Source organism: Pseudomonas sp. LBUM1643, assembly GCF_059716215.1.
In genome coordinates this window covers 1382668-1405662 of sequence record NZ_CP166813.1, presented here as the reverse complement: position 1 = coordinate 1405662, position 22995 = coordinate 1382668, and the positions used below count along the sequence as shown (strand labels likewise).

At 58.4% G+C, this 22995-nt stretch carries 20 protein-coding genes; 13 read left to right on the top strand and 7 right to left on the bottom strand.

Annotated elements, in window-relative coordinates:
* Positions 1-129 precede the first annotated feature (129 nt).
* The gene (locus tag ACA063_RS06240; RefSeq protein WP_007959203.1) at positions 130-291 is read right to left on the bottom strand and encodes a hypothetical protein; all 162 of its coding nucleotides are present in this window, start codon (positions 289-291) and stop codon (positions 130-132) included.
* A 100-nt stretch (positions 292-391) separates the two neighbouring features.
* Complete coding sequence (locus tag ACA063_RS06235) at positions 392-733, bottom strand: aspartate-semialdehyde dehydrogenase (RefSeq protein ID WP_497665166.1); 342 nt, start codon at positions 731-733, stop codon at positions 392-394.
* A 218-nt stretch (positions 734-951) separates the two neighbouring features.
* Between ACA063_RS06235 and rapA the strand changes: the two genes are divergently transcribed.
* Positions 952-3798, top strand: a complete 2847-nt coding sequence (gene rapA / locus ACA063_RS06230; protein WP_497665165.1) for an RNA polymerase-associated protein RapA — start codon at positions 952-954, stop codon at positions 3796-3798.
* A gap of 101 nt (positions 3799-3899) precedes the next feature.
* Here rapA and ACA063_RS06225 read toward each other — a convergent pair whose 3' ends face one another.
* On the bottom strand, positions 3900-5249 hold the full coding sequence (locus ACA063_RS06225; protein ID WP_497665164.1) for a spinster family MFS transporter: 1350 nt from the start codon (positions 5247-5249) through the stop codon (positions 3900-3902).
* Between the two features lie 280 nt (positions 5250-5529).
* Between ACA063_RS06225 and ACA063_RS06220 the strand changes: the two genes are divergently transcribed.
* Complete coding sequence (locus tag ACA063_RS06220; protein WP_497665163.1) at positions 5530-7812, top strand: putative bifunctional diguanylate cyclase/phosphodiesterase; 2283 nt, start codon at positions 5530-5532, stop codon at positions 7810-7812.
* On the opposite strand, the gene ACA063_RS06215 is transcribed toward ACA063_RS06220, so the two are convergent.
* On the bottom strand, positions 7703-8596 hold the full coding sequence (locus ACA063_RS06215) for an NAD(P)-dependent oxidoreductase (RefSeq protein ID WP_497665162.1): 894 nt from the start codon (positions 8594-8596) through the stop codon (positions 7703-7705). The genes ACA063_RS06220 and ACA063_RS06215 overlap by 110 nt on opposite strands.
* A gap of 299 nt (positions 8597-8895) precedes the next feature.
* Positions 8896-9201, bottom strand: a complete 306-nt coding sequence (locus tag ACA063_RS06210; RefSeq protein ID WP_497665161.1) for a DUF2288 domain-containing protein — start codon at positions 9199-9201, stop codon at positions 8896-8898.
* Positions 9202-9551: 350 nt separating this feature from the next.
* Here ACA063_RS06210 and ACA063_RS06205 point away from each other — a divergent pair, with 350 nt between their 5' ends.
* The 5 genes from ACA063_RS06205 (at position 9552) to ACA063_RS06185 (ending at position 14551) form a co-directional block, all read left to right on the top strand.
* The gene (locus ACA063_RS06205) at positions 9552-10679 is read left to right on the top strand and encodes a branched-chain amino acid ABC transporter substrate-binding protein (protein WP_497665160.1); all 1128 of its coding nucleotides are present in this window, start codon (positions 9552-9554) and stop codon (positions 10677-10679) included.
* Positions 10680-10908: 229 nt separating this feature from the next.
* A complete protein-coding gene (gene livH, locus ACA063_RS06200) occupies positions 10909-11832 on the top strand; it encodes a high-affinity branched-chain amino acid ABC transporter permease LivH (protein WP_490147028.1) in 924 nt (307 codons plus the stop codon).
* Positions 11829-13085, top strand: coding sequence for a high-affinity branched-chain amino acid ABC transporter permease LivM (locus ACA063_RS06195; protein ID WP_194691182.1), 1257 nt, complete (start codon positions 11829-11831; stop codon positions 13083-13085). Before livH ends, ACA063_RS06195 begins: the two co-directional genes overlap by 4 nt.
* Positions 13082-13849 carry a high-affinity branched-chain amino acid ABC transporter ATP-binding protein LivG gene (gene livG, locus ACA063_RS06190; RefSeq protein WP_497665159.1) on the top strand — a complete coding sequence of 256 codons (768 nt, stop codon included), beginning with the start codon at positions 13082-13084 and terminating at the stop codon, positions 13847-13849. Before ACA063_RS06195 ends, livG begins: the two co-directional genes overlap by 4 nt.
* Entirely contained in the window at positions 13850-14551 is a 702-nt protein-coding gene (locus ACA063_RS06185; RefSeq protein WP_162438585.1) for an ABC transporter ATP-binding protein, read from the top strand.
* 165 nt (positions 14552-14716) lie between these two features.
* On the opposite strand, the gene ACA063_RS06180 is transcribed toward ACA063_RS06185, so the two are convergent.
* Positions 14717-15625, bottom strand: a complete 909-nt coding sequence (locus ACA063_RS06180; RefSeq protein WP_497665158.1) for a LysR family transcriptional regulator — start codon at positions 15623-15625, stop codon at positions 14717-14719.
* A gap of 105 nt (positions 15626-15730) precedes the next feature.
* Between ACA063_RS06180 and ACA063_RS06175 the strand changes: the two genes are divergently transcribed.
* From ACA063_RS06175 to ACA063_RS06165, 3 genes are all read left to right on the top strand, one after another.
* Positions 15731-16330, top strand: a complete 600-nt coding sequence (locus ACA063_RS06175; RefSeq protein WP_497665157.1) for a short chain dehydrogenase — start codon at positions 15731-15733, stop codon at positions 16328-16330.
* A gap of 74 nt (positions 16331-16404) precedes the next feature.
* Entirely contained in the window at positions 16405-17058 is a 654-nt protein-coding gene (locus ACA063_RS06170; RefSeq protein ID WP_497665156.1) for a COG3650 family protein, read from the top strand.
* Between the two features lie 94 nt (positions 17059-17152).
* Positions 17153-18766 (top strand): NAD(P)/FAD-dependent oxidoreductase, encoded by a 1614-nt coding sequence (locus tag ACA063_RS06165; protein ID WP_497665155.1) that lies wholly within the window; start codon positions 17153-17155, stop codon positions 18764-18766.
* 123 nt (positions 18767-18889) lie between these two features.
* On the opposite strand, the gene ACA063_RS06160 is transcribed toward ACA063_RS06165, so the two are convergent.
* The gene (locus tag ACA063_RS06160; RefSeq protein ID WP_497665154.1) at positions 18890-19984 is read right to left on the bottom strand and encodes a PLP-dependent cysteine synthase family protein; all 1095 of its coding nucleotides are present in this window, start codon (positions 19982-19984) and stop codon (positions 18890-18892) included.
* 249 nt (positions 19985-20233) lie between these two features.
* Between ACA063_RS06160 and nhaA the strand changes: the two genes are divergently transcribed.
* From nhaA to ACA063_RS06145, 3 genes are all read left to right on the top strand, one after another.
* On the top strand, positions 20234-21421 hold the full coding sequence (nhaA, locus tag ACA063_RS06155; protein WP_497665153.1) for a Na+/H+ antiporter NhaA: 1188 nt from the start codon (positions 20234-20236) through the stop codon (positions 21419-21421).
* A 132-nt stretch (positions 21422-21553) separates the two neighbouring features.
* Entirely contained in the window at positions 21554-22753 is a 1200-nt protein-coding gene (locus ACA063_RS06150) for a colicin E3/pyocin S6 family cytotoxin (protein WP_497665152.1), read from the top strand.
* A complete protein-coding gene (locus ACA063_RS06145) occupies positions 22750-22986 on the top strand; it encodes a DUF7683 domain-containing protein (protein ID WP_497665151.1) in 237 nt (78 codons plus the stop codon). The genes ACA063_RS06150 and ACA063_RS06145 overlap by 4 nt, the downstream gene beginning before the upstream one ends.
* The last annotated feature ends 9 nt before the right edge of the window (positions 22987-22995 follow it).

Below are 22995 nucleotides of genomic sequence, written 5' to 3'. Positions count from 1 at the left end.
CTTGCCCTGTTGCGATGGGGCTAAGTTAACCAATCAGGCAGGAGTGAAAATTGACCGGGGTCAATAACGCCGCGACTGGGCGCGAAAGGAGGGATAAAAACTGACCTGCATCAACCGATGCAGGGGGATTCAACGCTTTTTCGGTTTGTTTTTCGGCTTTTTCTTTGGTTTTCCGAGTGGCATGGCCTGCTCGAAAGCCTGACGTACTTCATTCAGGCGCTTTTCATTGAGGTCATGTACACGCTTGGCACGTTCGGTGTTGAGGTCGATCAGCTTGTCGTCTTGGCTCATGGCGTTCAGTACATCGCGTCGGTGAAATACAAGTGCCGCGTTTGCAGGCAAGGATGTACCAATAATGAGGCCTGACGAAAGAGCTGACCAGCCGGCAGCCTCAGATCTCGATATCGACCCACAAACCTTGGCGAGGCTCGTCCTCAATCAAGGGTGCAACCGGGACGGTATTGTCGGCGTTGAGTTCGTAACCCGGAATCGGCAGATGCTGATCGAGATCTCCCTCAGCCTCACGCCGGCGTTTTTCCCGCTGTTGCTGGCGACGCTGCTCTTCACGCAACTGGAAAGCAGCTTCTTCAGGATCGCGCTGTTGCAGATCGATGGTGCTTTCACTGGAGGTTTGCTGCACCGGGGCGACGGGCGCAATATCCGGGCGCTGGCGAACCGGGTCCTGCTGTGAAGTGATCGGCACGGCACTTAAGGGAAGCATCGGTGGCAGCATAATTATTGGTCTCCTGTCAGCAGGCTGTCGGCTGCGCGGATGGCGACTTGAGCCATCGGTCGCAAACTGTGACCCGGTTAACACCTATTGGTGCCCCAGACCTGCACCTTTGCCTTGATGCACTATCGTAATACCTTGAGTTTTTATGAGAGTCTTTTGGCCCTGAAGCCTTCATTCCGTTAAGATAGCCCGCTTTTTCAAGGTGGGAGTCAGGCAGCATGGCGCAGCAGTATCAACCGGGGCAACGCTGGATCAGTGACAGCGAAGCCGAGCTGGGTTTAGGCACCGTTCTGGCACAGGACGGCCGCTTGTTGACCGTGCTCTACCCGGCCACTGGCGATACTCGCCAGTACGCGCTACGGAATGCGCCCCTCACTCGCGTGAGGTTTTCGCCGGGTGACTCGATCACTCACTTCGAAGGCTGGAAACTGACCGTACGCGAAGTCGACGATGTCGATGGCCTTCTGGTTTATCACGGGCTCAACGCGCAAAACGAAGTCGTCACCCTGCCTGAAACCCAACTATCGAACTTTATTCAGTTCCGTCTGGCCAGCGACCGTCTGTTCGCGGGCCAGATTGACCCGTTGCCCTGGTTCTCCCTGCGCTACCACACGCTGGAACACACCAGCCGCCAGTTGCAATCCTCGCTGTGGGGCCTGGGCGGCGTACGTGCGCAACCGATCGCGCACCAGCTGCACATTGCCCGCGAAGTCGCTGACCGTATCGCGCCACGGGTACTGCTGGCGGACGAAGTAGGCCTGGGCAAGACCATCGAAGCGGGCCTGGTGATCCATCGCCAACTGCTGTCGGGTCGCGCCAACCGTGTGCTGATCCTGGTTCCAGAGAACCTGCAGCACCAATGGCTGGTCGAGATGCGCCGCCGCTTTAATCTTCAGGTCGCGCTGTTCGACGAAGAACGCTTTATCGAAAGCGATGCCGCCAACCCGTTCGAAGACACCCAGCTTGCACTGGTCGCCCTCGAATGGCTGGTAGAAGACGAAAAAGCCCAGGATGCGCTGTTCGCTGCCGGATGGGACCTGCTGGTCGTCGACGAAGCTCACCACCTGGTCTGGCATGAAGAAAAAGCCAGCCGTGAGTATTCGCTGGTCGAGCAACTGGCTGAAGTCATTCCGGGTGTGCTGTTGTTGACCGCCACCCCTGAGCAACTGGGTCAGGACAGTCACTTCGCCCGTCTGCGTCTGCTCGATCCTAACCGTTTCCACGACCTGCATGCCTTCCGCGCCGAGAGCGAAAACTATCGCCCGGTGGCCGAAGCCGTTCAGGAGCTGCTGGACAAAGGGCGCCTGTCGCCTGAAGCGCACAAGACCATCCATGGCTTCCTCGGTAACGAAGGTGAAGCGCTGCTGACTGCGGTCAACGACGGCGACACCGAAGCCAGTGCGCGTCTTGTCCGCGAACTGCTGGACCGCCATGGCACCGGTCGAGTGCTGTTCCGTAACACCCGCGCCGCCGTGCAGGGTTTCCCGGAGCGCAAACTGCATCCGTACCCGCTGCCGTGCCCGGACGAGTACCTCGAACTGCCGCTGGGCGATCACGCCGAGCTATACCCGGAAGTCAGTTTCCAGGCCCAACCGGATGCTAACGAAGAAGAGCGCTGGTGGAAGTTTGATCCACGCGTCGAGTGGCTGATTGACCAGCTGAAAATGCTCAAGCGCACCAAGGTGCTGGTGATTTGCGCCCACGCCGAAACCGCGATGGATCTGGAAGACGCCCTGCGCGTGCGTTCCGGCATCCCGGCGACCGTCTTCCACGAAGGCATGAACATTCTCGAACGTGACCGTGCAGCCGCTTACTTCGCCGACGAAGAATTTGGCGCACAAGTACTGATCTGCTCGGAAATCGGCAGTGAAGGTCGCAACTTCCAGTTCTCGCACCACCTGGTGCTGTTCGACCTGCCTGCGCACCCGGACTTGCTGGAGCAACGTATTGGTCGTCTGGACCGGATCGGCCAGAAGCACATCATCGAACTGCACGTGCCATACCTGGAAACCAGCCCGCAAGAGCGACTGTTCCAGTGGTACCACGAGGCATTGAATGCGTTCCTCAACACCTGTCCGACCGGCAACGCACTGCAGCATCAGTTCGGCCCGCGTCTGCTGCCGTTGCTGGAAAATGCCGACGATGGCGAGTGGCAAGCGCTGATCGACGAGGCCCGTGCCGAGCGTGAGCGTCTGGAAGCCGAGCTGCACACCGGTCGTGACCGCTTGCTGGAACTCAACTCGGGTGGCTCAGGCGAAGGCGATGCGCTGGTCGAGGCCATTCTCGAGCAAGACGACCAGTTCACCCTGCCGATCTATATGGAAACCCTGTTCGATGCATTCGGCATCGACAGTGAAGACCATTCGGAAAACGCACTGATCCTCAAACCGAGCGAAAAAATGCTCGACGCCAGCTTCCCGCTGGGCGACGACGAAGGCGTGACCATCACTTACGACCGCAACCAGGCGCTGTCTCGCGAAGACATGCAGTTCATCACCTGGGAGCACCCGATGGTTCAGGGCGGCATGGACCTGGTGTTGTCCGGTTCCATGGGCAATACCGCCGTGGCATTGATCAAGAACAAGGCGCTGAAACCTGGCACCGTGTTGCTGGAACTGCTCTACGTCAGCGAAGTGGTTGCCCCGCGTTCGCTGCAGCTGGGCCGTTACCTGCCGCCCGCCGCCCTGCGCTGCCTGCTCGATGCAAATGGTAACGACCTGTCGGCCCGCGTGTCGTTCGAGACCCTCAACGATCAGCTCGAAAGCGTACCTCGCGCCAGCGCCAACAAGTTCATCCAGGCCCAACGCGATCAACTGACGCCACGGATCAACGCCGGTGAAGAGAAAATCTTCCCGCGTCACGCTGAACGTGTGGCCGAGGCCCAGCGTCGTCTGGCCGCCGACACCGACGAAGAACTGGCACGCCTGACCGCCTTGCAAGCGGTCAACCCGACCGTACGCGACAGCGAACTGGTTGCCCTGCGCAAACAACGCGAGCAAGGCCTGGCCATGCTGGACAAGGCCGCGTTGCGACTGGAAGCGATCCGGGTGCTGGTGGCGGGCTAAGCCCCCCGCTGTACCGCTGTAAAAAAAAGGCCCGCAGCGATGCGGGCCTTTTTTTCGGTTCAAGCGGGACAATCTGCTCCTACGGTTCGATCTGCTGTTGATCAGGCCGTCGCCACACCCCCTCCAGGCTCCACCACCGCGACCAACCCATCCTTCATCCGCTTGGCATCGCGCACGAAGCACCGCGAGGCCATGAACAGAAACACCATCGTGAAGAACAGCGCTACCGGGATCAGGTACATCGCGTCATGCAGGCCAACGGCCTTGAACGCCTCGGTCATTTGCTCGGCGCCCGACGCCAGCATGGCGGTATGGGCAAAGTGATCGGACAAACCGCCCACCACCACCGGCCCCAGGCCACCTCCCAGCAAGTACAGCCCGGCAAAGAAGAGCGCCATCGCCGTCGCCCGTAAACGCGGCTCGACCACGTCCTGAATCGCCGTGTAGACGCAGGTGTAGAAGTTGTAGGCGAACAACCAACCCACGCTGAACACCGCGACAAACACACCGATCTCGATTCTTCCCGCGTGCAGTGCCCAGGCGGTGCACACCGACGAGATAATCAGGCTGAACGCCGCAAACAGCAGCCGTCCATTCGCAACACGCTGGTGGATCTTGTCAGCCACCCAGCCACCCAATGTCAGTCCGAACAGCCCGGTTACCCCAACGATAATCCCGGTGGCTACCGCGGCTTCATGCAAGGGCATCAGGAAATAACGCTGCAGCATCGGCACCAGAAACGAGTTGCAGGCATAGGTCGCGAAGTTGAAGCAGAGCCCCGCCATCACCAGCCAGAGAAAAGTGGGTACCGCCAGGACGCGGCGGATTGGCCGGTCCACACGCTCTTGCGAGACCTGCACGCTTTCCGCGGCGCCCCGTTTAGGTTCCTTGATGAAAAACATGAAGACCGCCAGGACCAGACCTGGTACCGCCGCGATGAAGAAAGGCGCGCGCCAACTGTCGAACGCCTTCACCATCCAGCCGATGGTGAAAAACGCCAACAACAATCCAAGGGGCAAACCGAGCATGAAAATACCCATCGCCCGTGCACGACGGTGAGCCGGAAACAAATCGCCAATCAGCGAGTTGGCGGCAGGTGCATAGCTGGCTTCCCCGATGCCGATGCCCATGCGCACGATCAGGAAGCTCCAGAAGCTGCCAACCATCCCGTTGACAGCGGTCAGCCCGCTCCAGACCGCCAACCCCCAGCCCATTAATTTTGCCCGCGAACCCGTGTCGGCCATCCGCCCCAACGGCAGTCCGGCAATCGCATAAACGATGGTAAACGCGGTTCCGATGATCCCCAGCTGAAAGTCGCTGAGGTGCCATTCCATACGGATCGGCTCGATGATGATCGCCGGAATCGTACGGTCGAAGAAGTTGAACAGATTGGCCAGAAACAACAGGAACAGAATGCGCCAGGCATTCGCCGCTTGGGTCGAGTTCTGCATGGGTCCGTCTCTTTTATTGTTATGGGGCGTCACTGCCCCCGGAACCTGCAATCTAGTCAGCCCCACGAAGACTGTCTGTAATTATTCGTTAAGCTGATATGCCGCCATGTAAGCAGGAGCAGCGTAAGTCTCTAATTATTTCCAAACGCTCTAAGTCTCATTCCAAAACGATTGAGGCCAAACTGCCACTACTGCATGCGGTTCATGCACGGCTTCTATACTCCAAGACAACTCGCCAGCACCCCTGGCGCCCGCCGGGATGATGACAACGGGAAACGCTATGGGATGGCTTGGGTTGCATTTCATTACCGAGCTACCAAAAAGTGGGCAGGTAATCCTCAGTTGCACACACAATCCTTTTCTAGTGTTGCTGGCGTATCTGGTCGCTTGCGCAGGCTGTTTTGCCACACTGGATATGGCCGAACGGGTGAGTCATGCCGAGAAAGCCGAGTCTCAGCGGATCTGGCGCCTGGTAGGGGCCGCCTGCCTGGCAGGTGGTATCTGGGCCATGCATTTCATCGGCATGCTGGCGTTTGAGGCGCCTATCGAAATTCATTACGCCTTGCCGATCACCCTCGTCTCTCTGCTGATCGCCCTGCTCGCCGCGTGGCTGGTGATGCACACTCTCAGCCAACCGCACCAGAACCTGTGGCAGTACCTGAAGGCATCGATCTGTATCGGGTTGGGCATCGCTGCCATGCATTACGTGGGCATGGGTGCCATGCGTTCAGCTGCGCTGGCGTCCTTTGAGCCGAAACTGTTCAGCCTGTCGATCGTGATTGCCATGGGTGCCAGCCTGGCAACGCTCTGGATCGCAAGCCGTTTGCGCAGCGGCACCGGTCTACCCCATAAGCTGCTTAAATATGGTGCCAGTCTGGTGCTTGGGGCCGGCCTTTTCAGCATGCATTTCACCGGTATGGCGGCGTTCAACCTGGTGCTGCCTGCTGGCAGCATCCTGACACCACCCGGGGAAAATGATCACGCACAATTAGGCCTGACAGTGGCCGTCATGACGCTGCTGATTATCGCCAGCAGCATCAGTGCGGCGCTGGCGGACAAAAAGCTGCAGCACAAAGAGCTCGACCTGCAACGGGTCAATGCACTGCTCACGCAACTGGACCAGGCTCGCATGTCGCTGCAGCAAGTGGCGCACTACGATGCGTTGACCAATCTGGTCAATCGTCGCGGTTTCAATCAGATTTTCGCGGAAAAACTCATCGAAAAAACCCTCGAAGACGGCATGCTCGCCGTGATGTTTCTGGACATCGACCATTTCAAGCGGATCAACGACAGCCTCGGCCATGACGCCGGTGACGAGTTGCTTAAAGTACTGGCCAGCCACATCAAAAGCTCGGTACGCGGCCATGACGATGTCGTGGCGCGTTTTGGGGGCGACGAGTTCTGCATCCTCATTAGTCTGCACGACCATGAAGAAGCGCGGCACATGGCGCAACGCATCATGCTGAAGATGAAAGAGCCCATTGAGCTGTCGGGGCGGCGGATGGTCATGACCACCAGCATCGGTATCAGCGTATTTCCCGAGGACGGCAGGACCTGCGAAGAACTGTTGAAGAATGCCGACCTGGCGCTCTATCAATCCAAGGGGAATGGCCGCAACAGCCTGAACTTCTTCAGCGCCAATCTGAAAACCCGAGCCACGCTTGAGCTGCAGCTGGAAGAAGAAATGCGCAACGCCCTGCGCGAAAACAGCGGCCTGATGCTCTACTACCAACCAATCTATGACCTGAAAACCGGCCAGGTGAGCAAGCTTGAGGCGCTGGTTCGCTGGCAGCATCCTGTTCACGGATTACTAGCGCCGGATCGATTCATTGCCATCGCCGAAGCCAACGGCTTGATCGCCGAACTGGATAACTGGGTGCTGCGCAAAGCCTGTGAGGACTTGAGCGAGTTGTCGCGTCAGGGCTGCGAGGAGCTCAAGATCGCCGTGAACTGCTCTCCCCTCAATCTGGCACGCGAAGAGTTGGCCGATGAAATCGAACGAGCGCTGCGGACCGCCGGGGTCGCTCCGCAACGGCTGGAACTGGAGGTCACCGAAAACGCGCTGATGGGCAACATCGCCAATACGCTGGTGCTGCTGCGCCAGATTCGAGCGTTGGGTGTGTCGCTGTCGATCGACGACTTTGGCACCGGTTATTCATCCCTCGCCTATTTGAAGCGCTTGCCGCTCAACACGCTGAAGATCGATCGCTCGTTCATCCAGGACATTCCCCAGTCAACCCAGGACATGGAGATCGTCCAGGCAATCATCGTCATGGCCCACACCCTGCACTTGCAGGTCGTAACCGAAGGCGTCGAGACGCTCGAACAGTACGAATTCCTGGAACGTTACGATTGTGATTTCGTTCAGGGTTATCTGCTCAGTCGCCCCGTCCCGCTGATTGAACTGCTTCCCGTGTTGAATGAAATCAACCAGCGCAAGCACACGCAGATAATCATTCCTTCGAGTCTGGCTCGCGGTACATCTGCACTAACGTCGACGGATCTTTTTCCAGAAAACCCTTACTCCCGTGTAGTCGCATCAATTGCGCGGCCAGTCCGCTGATCGGCGTTGCCGAACCCTGTTCGTGGGAGAACTTCACGGCGGTGTCGAGATCCTTGAGTAACGTGCGAACGTGCCACTTCACGGGCTCGAAACGGCTATGGGCCATCTGCGGCGCGAGGATCTGCAAGGGTTTTGAATCGGCAAAACCACCGGCCAGCGCCTCGGCGATGAGGCTGGCATCAACACCGGAGCGTTCGGCCAACGCTACGACTTCGGCAATCACCAAGGCATTGCAGGCGACGATCATCTGGTTGCAGGCCTTGGTCACCTGCCCTGCCCCGACGGCGCCCATGTGCGTCACGCGTTGACCGAGCTGCAGCATCACTGGCTTGACTCGCTCCAGATCTGCAACGTCGCCGCCGACCATGATTGCCAGGCTCCCCGCCTCGGCCCCGACCACTCCACCTGACACTGGCGCATCCAGCCAATTCATAGCGCATTTTTCGGCAAGGGACGTCGCCATTTCCCTTGTTGCCGTAGGTTCTAGGCTGGAAAAATCGACCAACAGCTGGCCGCTTTTCGCGCCTTCGGCAACGCCCGCAACGCCGAAAACCACCTCCCGCACCACGGCAGTGTTCGCCAGACACAGCATCACAACGTCCGCGTGCTGGCATAACTCGGCTGGCGTGGCGACTTGCCTTGCGCCGGCTTCAACCAACGGCGCGCATTTGGCGGGATTACGATTCCAGACCGTAAGCGGATAACCCGCGGCCAGCAATCGCCGGCACATCGGTAAACCCATCAATCCGATACCGGCGAACCCGAGGGAAGGTAGCGTTGCCATTATCTGGTCTCCTTTTTTATTTTGGATTGCCTATTACTGTGGACTAACGGCGAAGCAGGCATCGACGCAACTCGCTACAGGATCAAAAACCTGTTCGCGTTACCACCTCGATAGGCACACTTTGCCTACATTCAGAAACAATTAATCAGCCTTTTGGCAGCTCAATAAACTGTTCCCGTTACGTATACGTCACCCTCGCCCAAACCCTTCTGTGGTGTTTCTCCACGGCAACATGCCATCACGCTACTCGGCTACACACTTTTGATCGCGCCATCAATGCACCAATTTAGCGCACGCCTTCAGTCCGTCGCCCTTTCCTGAATCAAAATCCAGGGGGAAACCACCACCGCCCACAGCTGCGGATCTCGTTCAAATAGATCCAGCGCCCGCGATTCAGACAGCTTGGCGAGTGTGTCAGCAGCCAACCAGGCAGCCACTTTCTCCCCTTCATCCGATGCTACGGCTTCGGCGGCAGCGATCAAATCCAGCGTCGGGTCGACCCATAACAGGGCACCCTTGGCGAAGAACGGCTCCAGCTCTTTCCAGGTGATAGATGCGGTTTCACCAAGCAGCTTGGCATAGAGGGTGCTAGGTTCTTGATTCATGGGTTCTGTCCGGAAAAGAAATCGACGCGAATAATAACGTTGGTGGTCCGGCAGAAAAACCCGGATGCAATTTGCGACATCGAATGAAAAAGCAGGAACGCCAAGGAATGCAGGTGAATCAAGCTATTAGCCAGCTAACATCCCGCCGCGATTCTGTACTTTTCTTTCAATAAAGCGACACCCTCTGGTTTTGCCCCCCGGCGCTGCCTTCCCAGGCTGACAATCGGCGCTCTACACTGTACCGGTACAGTTGCCGGGGGCATTTTCCGGAGGATATCGAAGATATCTGACCCGGTTCTGCTGCTACGGCGCCAGGACTATAAAAACTACAACAGTAAGAGTGGAGCACTATGACTAAGGCTACTAAGCAGATTTCCAAACTGTTTGCCGCTATGGTTCTGGCCGGGGTTGCCAGCCATTCGTTCGCAGCTGACACCATCAAGATCGGCATCGCCGGCCCTAAAACCGGCCCTGTAGCCCAATACGGCGACATGCAGTTCAGTGGCGCCAAAATGGCCATCGAACAGATCAACGCCAAAGGCGGCGTGGACGGCAAGAAACTCGAAGCCGTTGAATACGATGACGCCTGTGATCCGAAACAAGCGGTAGCGGTCGCGAACAAAGTCGTTAACGACGGCGTCAAGTTCGTGGTTGGCCACCTGTGCTCCAGCTCCACTCAACCGGCTTCGGACATCTACGAAGACGAAGGCGTGATCATGATCACCCCGGCTGCCACCAGCCCGGACATCACCTCCCGTGGTTACAAAATGGTGTTCCGCACCATCGGTCTGGACAGCGCCCAGGGCCCTGCCGCCGGTAACTACATCGCTGATCACGTGAAACCGAAAATCGTTGCTGTTCTGCACGACAAACAGCAATACGGCGAAGGCATTGCCACCGCCGTGAAGAAAACCCTGGAAAGCAAAGGCGTCAAGGTTGCCGTGTTCGAAGGCATCAACGCCGGCGACAAGGATTTCTCTTCGATGATTTCCAAGCTCAAGCAAGCCAACGTCGATTTCGTCTACTACGGCGGCTACCACCCGGAACTGGGTCTGATCCTGCGTCAATCCCAGGAAAAAGGCCTGAAAGCCAAGTTCATGGGTCCGGAAGGCGTGGGTAACGACTCGATCTCCCAGATTGCCAAGGATGCTTCCGAAGGCCTGTTGGTAACCCTGCCGAAATCGTTCGACCAGGATCCAGCCAACATCGCTTTGGCTGACGCCTTCAAAGCGAAGAAAGAAGATCCAAGCGGTCCGTTCGTGTTCCCTTCCTACTCCGCTGTTGAAGTCATCGCCGGTGGCATCGTTGCCGCCAAGAGCGAAGACCCTGCAAAAGTGGCTGCTGCCATCCATGCAGGTACTTTCAAGACCCCGACTGGCGACCTGAGCTTCGACGCCAAGGGTGACCTGAAAGACTTCAAATTCGTGGTTTACGAGTGGCACTTCGGCAAACCTAAAACTGAAGTTTCGCCTCAGTAAGGCTGCCTGACTGACTGCCAATAAAGCCCACGGCGTGCCGTGGGCTTTATTTTACGAACGTATGGGCCGCGCTTGCGTGATCCGCAAGTCTCCCCACCTGAAAATCTCAAAACCGTCATCAGCGGTTCGCTGGCAAACCTCGAATTCGAAGTGGATGCAGATCCACGGGGCTCGAGCGGGAAAATGACTCCACCAGTGAAATGCGTATCAGGTTTTTAGGAGCGCTGTAATGCCTGACATCTATCACTTTTTCCAACAGCTGGTTAACGGTCTGACCGTTGGCAGCACGTATGCCCTGATCGCCATCGGCTATACGATGGTTTACGGCATCATTGGAATGATCAACTTCGCCCACGGCGAGGTGTACATGATCGGCTCTTACGTGGCGTTCATCGCCATTGCGGGCCTTGCCATGATGGGACTCGACAGTGTCCCGCTCTTGATGACCGCAGGTTTTATCGCGAGCATCGTCGTCTGCAGTGCCTACGGCTACAGCATCGAACGGATCGCCTACCGCCCCTTGCGCGGCAGTAACCGTCTGATTCCGCTGATTTCGGCTATCGGCATGTCGATTTTCCTGCAGAACACCGTTCTGCTGGCGCAAGACTCCAAGGACAAATCCATCCCCAACCTGATCCCCGGTAATCTCTCCTTCGGGCCAGGTGGCGCACAAGAAGTGCTGATTTCCTACATGCAAATAGTGGTGTTCGTGGTGACGCTGATCGCCATGCTCGGCTTGACGATGTTCATCTCCCGATCTCGTCTGGGTCGCGCCTGCCGCGCCTGCGCCGAAGACATCAAGATGGCTAACCTGCTGGGTATCAACACCAACAACATCATCGCCCTGACCTTCGTCATTGGTGCTGCGCTGGCGGCCATCGCGGCCGTACTGCTGAGCATGCAATATGGCGTGATCAACCCGAACGCCGGTTTCCTCGTCGGCCTCAAGGCCTTCACCGCCGCAGTACTTGGCGGTATCGGCAGCATCCCCGGCGCCATGCTCGGCGGGCTGGTGCTTGGCGTGGCAGAAGCCTTTGGTGCCGATATCTTCGGCGACCAGTACAAGGACGTCGTGGCATTCGGCTTATTGGTTCTGGTCCTGTTATTCCGGCCGACCGGCATTTTGGGCCGTCCGGAGGTTGAAAAAGTATGACTAGGAATCTCAAACAGGCGCTGTTCAGCGCTCTGCTGGTATGGGCTGTGGCCTACCCGGTACTGGGTCTGAAACTGACCATCGTCGGCATCAACCTGGAAGTTCACGGCACCAGCAACATGACCCTGGCGATCATTGCGATCTGCTCGGTACTGATGTTTTTGCGGGTGCTGTTCAACGACACCATCAGCAAGGCCTGGAAATCCTCGCCGAGCATGCCGTTGATTCCGGCCAAGGCCAGCAACTTCCTGACCCTGCCGACCACCCAGCGCTGGATCATCATTGCGTTGATCGTCGGAGCCCTGGTGTGGCCGTTCTTCGGTTCTCGGGGCGCTGTCGACATCGCGACCCTGATCCTGATCTACGTGATGCTCGGCCTGGGCCTGAACATCGTGGTCGGGCTGGCCGGACTGCTCGACCTGGGTTACGTGGGTTTCTACGCCGTGGGCGCCTACAGCTATGCGCTGTTGTCGCACTACCTTGGCTGGAGCTTCTGGGTTTGCCTGCCGGTCGCCGGTCTGATGGCGGCCACTTTCGGCTTCCTGCTCGGCTTCCCCGTGCTGCGTTTGCGCGGTGATTACCTGGCGATCGTGACCTTGGGCTTCGGTGAAATCATCCGACTGTTCCTGCGTAACCTGACCAGCATCACCGGTGGCCCGAACGGCATCAGCAACATCGAGAAACCGACGTTCTTCGGCCTGACCTTCGAACGCAAAGCGGCCGAAGGCATGCAGACGTTCCACGAGTACTTCGGGCTGGAATACAACTCGATCAACAAGGTGATCTTCCTCTACCTGGTTGCCTTGCTGCTTGCCCTGGGTGCGCTCTTCGTCATCAACCGCTTGTTGCGCATGCCGATCGGCCGCGCGTGGGAAGCACTGCGTGAAGACGAAATTGCCTGCCGTGCGCTGGGTCTCAATCCTACGGTCATCAAGCTGTCGGCCTTCACCCTGGGGGCGAGTTTCGCCGGTTTCGCCGGTAGCTTCTTCGCGGCTCGCCAAGGATTGGTGACACCGGAGTCGTTCACCTTTATCGAGTCGGCGATCATTCTCGCCATCGTCGTATTGGGTGGCATGGGTTCCCAGCTTGGGGTGATTCTCGCCGCCGTCGTCATGATCCTGCTGCCGGAAATGATGCGTGAGTTCAGCGAATACCGCATGTTGATGTTCGGCGCCTTGATGGTGCTGATGATGATCTGGCGCCCTCAAGGTCTGCTGCCCATGCAACGTCCTCACATGGAGCTGCGCAAATGAGTCGCGAGATCCTGAAAGTCGAAAATCTGAGCATGCGCTTCGGCGGTTTGCTGGCGGTCAACGGCGTGGCCCTGACCGTGAAGGAAAAGCAGGTCGTTGCCCTGATCGGTCCTAACGGCGCGGGCAAGACCACGGTGTTTAACTGCCTGACCGGTTTCTACAAACCGAGCGGTGGCAGCATCCTGCTGGACGGCCAAGCCATCGAAGGCCTGGCCGGTCACGAAATCGCCCGCAAGGGTGTGGTGCGGACCTTCCAGAACGTGCGTCTGTTCAAGGACATGACAGCGGTCGAGAACCTCTTGATCGCCCAGCACCGCCACCTCAACACCAACTTCCTGGCAGGCCTGTTCAAGACCCCGTCGTTCCGTAAAAGTGAACGCGAGGCCATGGAGTTTGCCGAGTACTGGCTGGATAAGGTCAACCTCAAAGAGTTCGCCAACCGTACCGCCGGCACCCTGGCCTACGGTCAGCAGCGTCGTCTGGAAATCGCCCGCTGCATGATGACCCGTCCACGGATCCTCATGCTCGACGAACCAGCCGCCGGCCTGAACCCAAAGGAAACCGAAGACCTCAAGGCGCTGATCAGCGTGCTTCGCGAAGAGCACAACGTCACCGTGCTGTTGATCGAACACGACATGAAACTGGTCATGAGCATTTCCGACCACATCGTCGTGATCAACCAGGGCACCCCTCTGGCCGACGGTACACCGGAACAGATCCGCGATAATCCTGAAGTGATCAAAGCCTATCTGGGGGAAGCGTAAATGCTGCAGTTCGAAAACGTTTCCACTTTCTACGGAAAGATCCAGGCCCTGCACAGCGTCAACGTGGAGATCCGCCAGGGCGAAATCGTTACCCTGATCGGCGCCAACGGTGCCGGCAAGTCCACCCTGCTGATGACGCTGTGCGGTTCGCCGCAAGCGCACAGCGGAAGCATCCGTTACATGGGTGAGGAGCTTGTGGGTCAGAGTTCGGCGCAGATCATGCGCAAGAGCATTGCCGTGGTTCCGGAAGGTCGTCGGGTGTTTGCCCGTCTGACCGTGGAAGAGAACCTTGCCATGGGTGGGTTCTTCACCGACAAGGGCGATTATCAGGAACAGATGGACAAGGTTCTCGGACTTTTCCCACGCCTGAAAGAGCGTTTCAGCCAACGCGGCGGCACCATGTCCGGCGGCGAACAGCAGATGCTTGCCATCGGCCGTGCGCTGATGAGCAAACCCAAGCTGCTGCTGCTTGATGAGCCTTCGCTGGGTCTGGCGCCGATCATCATCCAGCAGATCTTCGACATCATCGAACAGCTGCGCAAGGACGGTGTGACGGTGTTCCTGGTGGAACAGAACGCCAACCAGGCGCTGAAGATCGCTGACCGCGCGTACGTTCTCGAGAATGGTCGGGTGGTGATGCAAGGCACCGGTGAAGCGCTGCTGACCGACCCGAAAGTGCGCGAAGCGTATCTGGGTGGTTGAGGTTTTGCGGTAAACACTAAACGGCCTTCGGGCCGTTTTTTTGTGCCAAGTAGAATCTTTGAAGAAACCCTGTAGGAGCTGCCGCAGGCTGCGATCTTTTGATCTTCTGTTTAAGATCAAAAGATCGCAGCCTGCGGCAGCTCCTACAGGGGTTTAGATTCACCGCTAAAGTCGATCCAACGCCTCGCCACTGCGCTTGAACCAGCCAATCAGATAGTCCGCCAGCACTTGAGTGCGCTTAGGCAGCCCTCCCTGATACGGATGCACCAGGTACATCGGCATCCGACGGGTCTGATAATCACGCAGGAGCCAGCGCAATCGACCGTCAGCCAATTCCGCTTGCAGCAAGTAGGACGGTAATCGCGCAATCCCAGCGCCGGCCAGTGCGGCTTTTTTCAGCAGGCTGTAATGGTTGCTGGCGAACGGGCCGGACACGCGAACCCGCAATAATTCGTGTTGCTGGTGATAGAGCCACTCTTCGCGGCCACTGTAATGGCTGTTAAGCAGGCAACGGTGTTCAACCAGTGCCTGAGGCGTCTGCGGCTCGCCGAATTGCTCAAGGTAGGCAGCGCTGGCGCAGGTCATTTCGTTCCAGGCCAGCAGCGGCCGGGAAACCAGGCGTTCGTCGTTGCCCACTTCGGAGCGAACCGCCAGGTCAAAACCGTCCCGGGACAAATCACGAAAGTTGTTGCTCAGATCGAGTTCAATCTGCACCTCGGGGTACTTGCTGGAAAACTCCAGCAACAAGCCATCGAAGAAGGTTTCCCCCAGCGACACTGGCACCGTCATACGCACCGGCCCGGCCATATCGTCCTTCAATCGCGCCAATGCCTGACGTGCCCTCTCGACCTGGACGACAAGCGCCTGGGCTTGCGGCAACAACGCCGCGCCTGCAGCCGTCAGGCTCAAACGCCGCGTGGTGCGTTGCAGCAGGACCACGGAAAACCGCGTTTCCAACAGGCTGATCCGCTTGGAAAGCTGGCCCTTGCTGCAACCCAATTGCTGCGCTGCCAAGGTAAAACTGCCGGCTTCGATTAACACGGCGAACGCCGCCAGGTCATCCATTTCGCTCATGGATTGTTTCCATTTGAAAACCAAAGGTTGCCTATTAGCACGCTTATCAACAGGAAAATCCACTCTAGACTGAAGCCTCGTTCAAACACTTCGAGGAACAGCACGATGAAAATTCTTTTGATTGGCGCAGGCGGCACCATCGGTTCGGCCGTCGACAAAGAGTTGTCCCAGCGTCACGAGGTCATTCGTATTGGCCGTAACAGTGGCGATTTCAATGTTGATATCAGCGACAGCGCCTCGATCCGCAAACTGTTCGAACAAACCGGCAAATTCGATGCACTGGTCTGCGCCGCCGGCAACGTCACCTTCGCGCCACTGGACGAAATGAGCTCGGACAGCTTTGCCTTGGGCCTGAAAGACAAACTGATGGGCCAGGTCAATCTGCTGCTGATCGGCCGGGAATTCGCCAACGATGGCGCCTCGTTCACCTTTACCACTGGCGTACTCAGCCACGATCCGATTCGCAGTGGCGCCTCGGCTGCACTCGTTAACGGCGCCATCGACAGCTTCGTGCGCGCCGCCGCCATCGAACTGCCGCGTGGCTTGCGCGTCAACTCGATCAGCCCAACCGTATTGCTCGAAGCCATGGGCAGCTATGCGCCGTATTTCCGCGGCTACAAGCCGGTGCCTGCAGCAGATGTGGCATTGGCCTACGCCAAAAGTGTGGAAGGCCTGCAAACCGGTCAGACCTTCCATGTAGGCTGAAATACCAAGCCCGGCAGGGTTGTGATGAGCGGTCAGGCTGAGTAACGTGGCGGCACTTGTCTGGAGAACCAAAGATGCGTGTTGCCCGTTCCTTAGTCCTTGTTGCCCTCCTTCCGCTGTTTGCCGCCTGCCAGTTGTTCGATGGCGAGCGACAGAGCGCCGCCCATGTGGGCCAGACCCGCATGCAGGGTCAACTGACAGCGGCGGACGGCAAACTGGTGTTCCAGCCGTGCAATGAATCGCGTAGTTTCGTGGTCAATGACACGGGCGGCACCAGCGTGCTGCAAGAAGCCGCGACCCTGGCCGATGCCCAGGGCAAACTGTTTGCCGACGTGCGCGGCCGGATCGATGGCAACCGCCTCGACCTTGAGCAGCTGTACCGCGTCGAGCGCTCGGGCACTGCTTGCGACGATCCCAATCTGAAGCTGCTGATCCTTCGGGCCGCCGGTCATACGCCGGAGTGGAACGTCAAAGTCAGCGGTAAAGGCATGGTCATCGACCGCGCAGGTCAACCCCCACTGGCCCTGCCCTACGTCGAGGAACAATTGGGCGATGGCCGTTTCAACCTCAGCACTGAAGCCAATAACCAGCACATCGAGCTCTGGGTCGCGCCGCAACGTTGCGTCGACGCCACCACCGGCGCCGTCCAGCACATGAGTGCCGAGTTGCGCATTGATGGTCAAGTGCAGCGTGGCTGCGGGTATTTCGGCGGGGCGCGCAACGACTGATCGTTTTTGCCTCACGGGACCGGCGTTTGGGGCTTATAATCGCGGCCTTCAAACGCCTTGGCGCAGTTGTGCGCCCCGCGAACCGGATCCCGTCATGTTACGAATTACCGAACTGAAGCTGCCAATCGACCATCCCGAAGAAGACCTGCGCCCTGCCATCGTGCAGCGCCTGGGCATCGCCAGTGATGACCTGCTCGATTTCACCTTGTTCAAGCGCAGCTACGATGCGCGCAAAAAGTCTTCCGAACTGTGCTTCATCTACACCATCGATCTCAACGTTCGCGATGAGGCTGCGGTACTGCACACGTTCGCCGACGACCGCAACGTCAACGTGGCCCCGGATGTCAGCTACAAAGTGGTGGGTCAGGCACCGGCCGATCTCGAACAACGCCCGGTTGTCGTCGGTTTCGGCCCGTGCGGAATCTTCGCCGGGCTGCTGCTCGCGCAGATGGGCTTCAAGCCGATCATCCTCGAGCGTGGCACCGAGGTTCGCCAGCGCACCAAGGACACGTGGGGGCTGTGGCGTAAAAGCGTGCTCAACCCCGAGTCCAACGTGCAATTCGGCGAAGGCGGCGCGGGGACGTTCTCTGACGGCAAGCTCTATAGCCAGATCAAGGACCCGAAATTCATCGGTCGCAAAGTCCTGCACGAGTTCGTCAAAGCGGGCGCTCCCGATGAAATTCTCTATGTCAGCAAACCGCACATCGGCACGTTCCGTCTGACCGGCGTGGTGGAAAACATGCGTGAGCAGATTCGCGCATTGGGCGGGGAAGTGCGCTTCCAGCAGCGGGTCACCGACGTGTTGATCGAGGACGGCCAACTGGTCGGCGTCGAGCTCAATGGCGGCGAACAGATTCATTCCAAGCACGTGATCCTGGCCCTCGGTCACAGTGCCCGGGACACCTTCCGCATGCTGCACGGGCGTGGTGTGTTCATGGAAGCCAAGCCGTTTTCGGTGGGTTTCCGCATCGAGCATCCGCAATCGCTGATCGACCGTGCGCGCCTGGGCAAGTACGCCGGTCACCCGAAACTTGGCGCCGCCGACTACAAGCTGGTGCACCACGCCAAGAACGGCCGCTCGGTCTACAGCTTCTGCATGTGCCCGGGCGGCACCGTGGTGGCGGCAACGTCCGAGCCGGGGCGTGTGGTCACCAACGGCATGAGCCAGTACTCGCGTAACGAGCGCAATGCCAACTCCGGGATCGTCGTCGGCATCACCCCGGAAGTCGATTACCCGGGTGGCCCGCTGGCCGGTATCGAGTTGCAGGAGCGTCTGGAGTCTCACGCCTTTGTGCTCGGTGGCAGCAACTATGAAGCGCCCGCACAACTGGTGGGCGACTTCATTGCCGGCAAGCCGTCCACCGAACTGGGCAGTGTTGAACCGTCTTACAAACCAGGCGTTGCACTGGGTGATCTGGCATTGGCCTTACCCGCGTTCGCCATCGAAGCCATTCGTGAAGCACTGCCGGCGTTCGAGAAGCAAATTCGCGGTTACTCGCTGCACGACGCGGTGTTGACCGGGATCGAGACCCGCACCTCGTCGCCGCTGCGGATTACCCGGAATGAGTCGATGCAGAGCCTGAACGTGAAAGGTCTGTTTCCAGCGGGTGAAGGCGCAGGTTACGCGGGCGGGATTTTGTCAGCCGGCGTTGATGGTATCCGGATTGCCGAAGCAGTAGCGCGGGATATCCTCGGCCTCGAAGCCTGATACGTTTCCCTGTGGGAGCGAGCCTGCTCGCGATGGCGGACTGACATTCAACAGAGATGTTGACTGATCTATCGCCATCGCGAGCAGGCTCGCTCCCACATTGGTTTCATTGCCTGAACAATCTCAGATGTTGGCACGCAACACGGTCGCGGGTAACGGCTCACCACGCTCGGCACTCGCGGCCACGGCATCGATCAAGCCACTCAACGCGTACCCTTGCGCCTTGAGCCAATCCTGTTCGTAATAGGTGTCTGCGTAGCGCTCGCCGCCATCACACAAAATCGCCACGATCGACCCCGTCTCCCCCGCCGCCGCCATCTGTTGCGCCGCCATCAAGGCGCCAATCAGGTTGGTCCCGCTTGAGCCACCCACATGTCGCCCCAAACGCTGCGCCAGGTAATGCATCGCCGCCAGTGAAAGGGCGTCAGGCACCTTGACCATCGCATCGATCACCTTGGGCAGAAACGACGCTTCCACCCGGGGACGTCCAATCCCCTCAATCCGCGATCCATGATCCAGACGCAGATTCGCGTCCCCAGTCAGGTAGTAGTCAAAGAACACCGAGCGCTCGGCATCGGCGCAAAGCACCCGGGTACAATGCTGGCGATACCGCACATAACGGCCAAGGGTCGCGGTGGTGCCACCGGTGCCAGGACTGGAGATCAGCCAGCTCGGTTCCGGGTGAGATTCGAAACGCATCTGATGGAAGATCGACTCGGCGATATTGTTGTTCGCGCGCCAGTCGGTGGCGCGTTCGGCATAGGTGAACTGGTCAATGAAATGTCCATCGTGCTCACGTGCCAGCCGCTCGGATTCGGCATAAATCTGCGTTGGATCGTCTACCAGGTGGCTCTTGCCACCGTAGAACGCAATTTGCGCAATCTTCTCTTTGGACGTGGTCGCCGGCATCACGGCAATAAACGGCAGGCCCAACATGCGGGCGAAGTACGCCTCGGAAATCGCCGTCGAACCGCTGGACGCCTCGATCACCGGAGCACCTGGTTTCAGCCAGCCGTTACACAGCGCATAGAGGAACAACGAACGCGCCAACCGATGTTTCAGGCTGCCCGTGGGATGGCTGGACTCATCCTTGAAATACAACTCGATGCCCGAAAATCCAGGCAACGGCAGAGGGATCAGGTGGGTGTCGGCGCTACGCTGGAAGTCCGCTTCAATGATCCGAATGGCTTCACGAGCCCACTGTCGGTTGTCGCTCATGGTGATTTTCTCGTTGGATCGGCAAGAGTCGGTCCTTTTGCAAGGCTCAGCGACAAGCTTAGGAAAAAACCTACATCGCGCACAGGTACAGCTGAGGTTCAATACACCCGGCAACTGCTAGGCTCAGGTTTTTCGCCAAGCATCCGAGCTGTAACGGTATATAACAAAAAAGAATATAACTTTTGTTTTAACAACTAACGGCACGGGTTACGGTGTGCCACCTTTCGAACCTTACATTGGAGAGTGACTTTGCCTCTGCGTAGCACATTCACACGCTTCTTTCAGTTGGAAGCTGCCAGCGGCCTGTTGTTGATCGCCGCCGCAGCGCTAGCGCTGATCATCAACAACTCCCCGTTGTCGTGGCTTTACACCAGCTTTCTGGAGACCCCTGTTGTCGCGCAGATTGGGGCGCTGCAAATCGCCAAACCCGCTCTGCTGTGGATCAACGACGGCCTCATGGCGCTGTTCTTCCTGCTGATTGGCCTGGAAGTGAAGCGCGAAGTCCTCGACGGCCAGTTATCAAAGCCGTCCCAGGTTGTCCTGCCAGGCGCCGCGGCGATTGGCGGCATGGTCGTCCCGGCGTTGGTCTACTGGTTCTTCAACCGTGACAACGCCGCAGCCCTCGATGGTTGGGCCATCCCCATGGCCACCGACATCGCCTTCGCCCTCGGCGTACTCGCCTTGCTCGGCAAGCGCGTGCCCGTGTCACTGAAACTGTTCCTGATGACCCTGGCGATTATCGACGACCTGGGGGCAATTATCGTCATCGCGATCTTCTACTCCGGAACGTTGTCGACCTTGTCGCTGGCCCTGGCGGGCGCGTGCATCGCGGCGCTCATCGCAATGAACCGGCTTGGCGTGGTCAAGCTTGGGCCGTACATGATCATTGGTCTGATCCTCTGGGTGTGTGTACTCAAGAGTGGCGTTCACGCCACCCTGGCCGGTGTGACCCTCGCGTTTTGCATTCCGTTGCGCACCAAAAATGCCGAACCGTCACCACTGCTGACCCTGGAACACGCCCTGCACCCGTGGGTGGCCTACGGCATCCTGCCATTGTTCGCCTTCGCCAACGCGGGCTTGTCCCTGAGTGGCGTGACCGCCGAAAGCTTCACCCACCATGTACCCATGGGCATCGCGATCGGCCTCCTGCTGGGCAAGACCCTCGGTGTGTATGGCCTGACGTGGCTGGCGGTCAAAACCGGCATTGCCGCCCTGCCCCAAGGGGCAAACTGGGGCCAGGTGCTAGGTGTGGCGATTCTCTGCGGCATCGGCTTCACCATGAGTTTGTTCGTTGGCTCCCTGGCATTCGAACCGGGCGTGAGCGAGTACGCGGGGATGGACCGGATGGGGATTCTGACCGGATCGATACTGGCGGCATTGATTGGCTATGCGGTGACTGCGGCGGCAAGCCGTAAAAGCGCGGTATTGCAGCCTTGAGCTGTGCGTCGAAAAACTAGCGACAACTCCTAGAGTCATTCAAGACTCTTCCTACAGCCACAACCGCCCTCGTTCGTTAACGTCGCGCAGCCCCACTTCGGGGCTGCCGATGGACGAATGAAAGGACAATCTGTGGCTGGCCACAAGGACATTCCCCGGGTTCAAAACCCGCCGTCAGGCGACGGGCATCACATCACGTATCGCGATATGACGGCGAAGGAGCTGGCAGAGCGAGACGCCAGACAACACGCCTACGACGCGATGCTCGCTCGTCAACGAGCCTTTGAAGACCGACTTCCAACGCCTGTGAAACAGGACGCCGTAGTCCACGCAGGATACGTCTTCGCCAAATCCTGCAACTTGCCCGACGCCGTAATCGACTACTCATACCCGTCGGGAATGGTGCCCGTCGATAGCCTCCGGGATTACGGAGAAATTGCGTGGCTCGGAGCCCGCGACGTAGACGGTAACGGACTGCTGAACCTGGAGCGAATCAGCGGTAGTGTGGGTTCGCTCGGCATTGGCCAACTGGCGCTTCGCGCGCCGTTTCTTGCCAGTTCGGGGAGTGCTGTTGCAGCCCTTGGCGCTGCGACGGGCGCTGTTCTGACAGGAGTCGTGGCGATGTTTTGGACGCCCAGCCTGGGCGATAGCGCGCTCTATTCCGAGGAACAGCTGCGCGCTCTCAAACAAGCCCGTACGCGCGTTCGGCTAAACGTCGAACAGCAAGCTGACGGCAGCCTCAAGGGTTATGGCTTCTACACCGGCAAGCACCGAAATTGGGAAATGGTCGAGGTCGTGCAGTTCAGTACGCGGGGCAGCCAGCAAGTTGCTGAGCTCGGTGACGGTGTTGAGCTGATCTGGACGCCGACGGTGGACGGCTCTGACATTCTTGGAATCCCGGCTCTGCAGGCAGCACCACAAGCGCCGCATATCGGGGTGTATCCGCCGACTGACGTGGCTGCCGAGATTATCGTCAATCCCATCTATCCGCCTGAGTACAAGGATTTCATTCTTGTGTTTCCGGTGGGGTCGGGAGTTAGGCCGGTTTATATTGTGGTTAGCGTACCCGGGGGTAACTTTGGATACCATCCTGCGCCAACGACTCTACCTGCTTTCCCTGATGTAAGGCCCGCTCCATTGAAAACATCTGTACGCGGAGGAGGTAGTAAACGTCGGCGCTGGAAGGATCCTTCAGGACGAATTTATGAGTGGGACTCACAACATGGCAAGGTTGAGCTCTATACCAAACAAGGCAAACACCTGGGGGAGTATGACCCGAACACAGGAGAGCAGACAAAACCAGCCGACCCGGCAAGGAGAGTAGAAAAATGAAACATGTCGTTGAAGTCTTTGACGGACAGACCGAGGATCTACTTCTCAGCGTGGAAGTACCGTCTGACCGGTATTCCGAGCTTAAGAGCTTGATGAGTTGGCAACTACCGGAGGACGAGTTCGACGGGTACGACCTTTCCCCGGAACAGGTGAAGGTATTGGAGCAATGGACCGGTACAACACTGACGAACGTAAATCATATCGTCCAATTGGTATGCGTTACTGCAAGTTAGCCGTCGCCA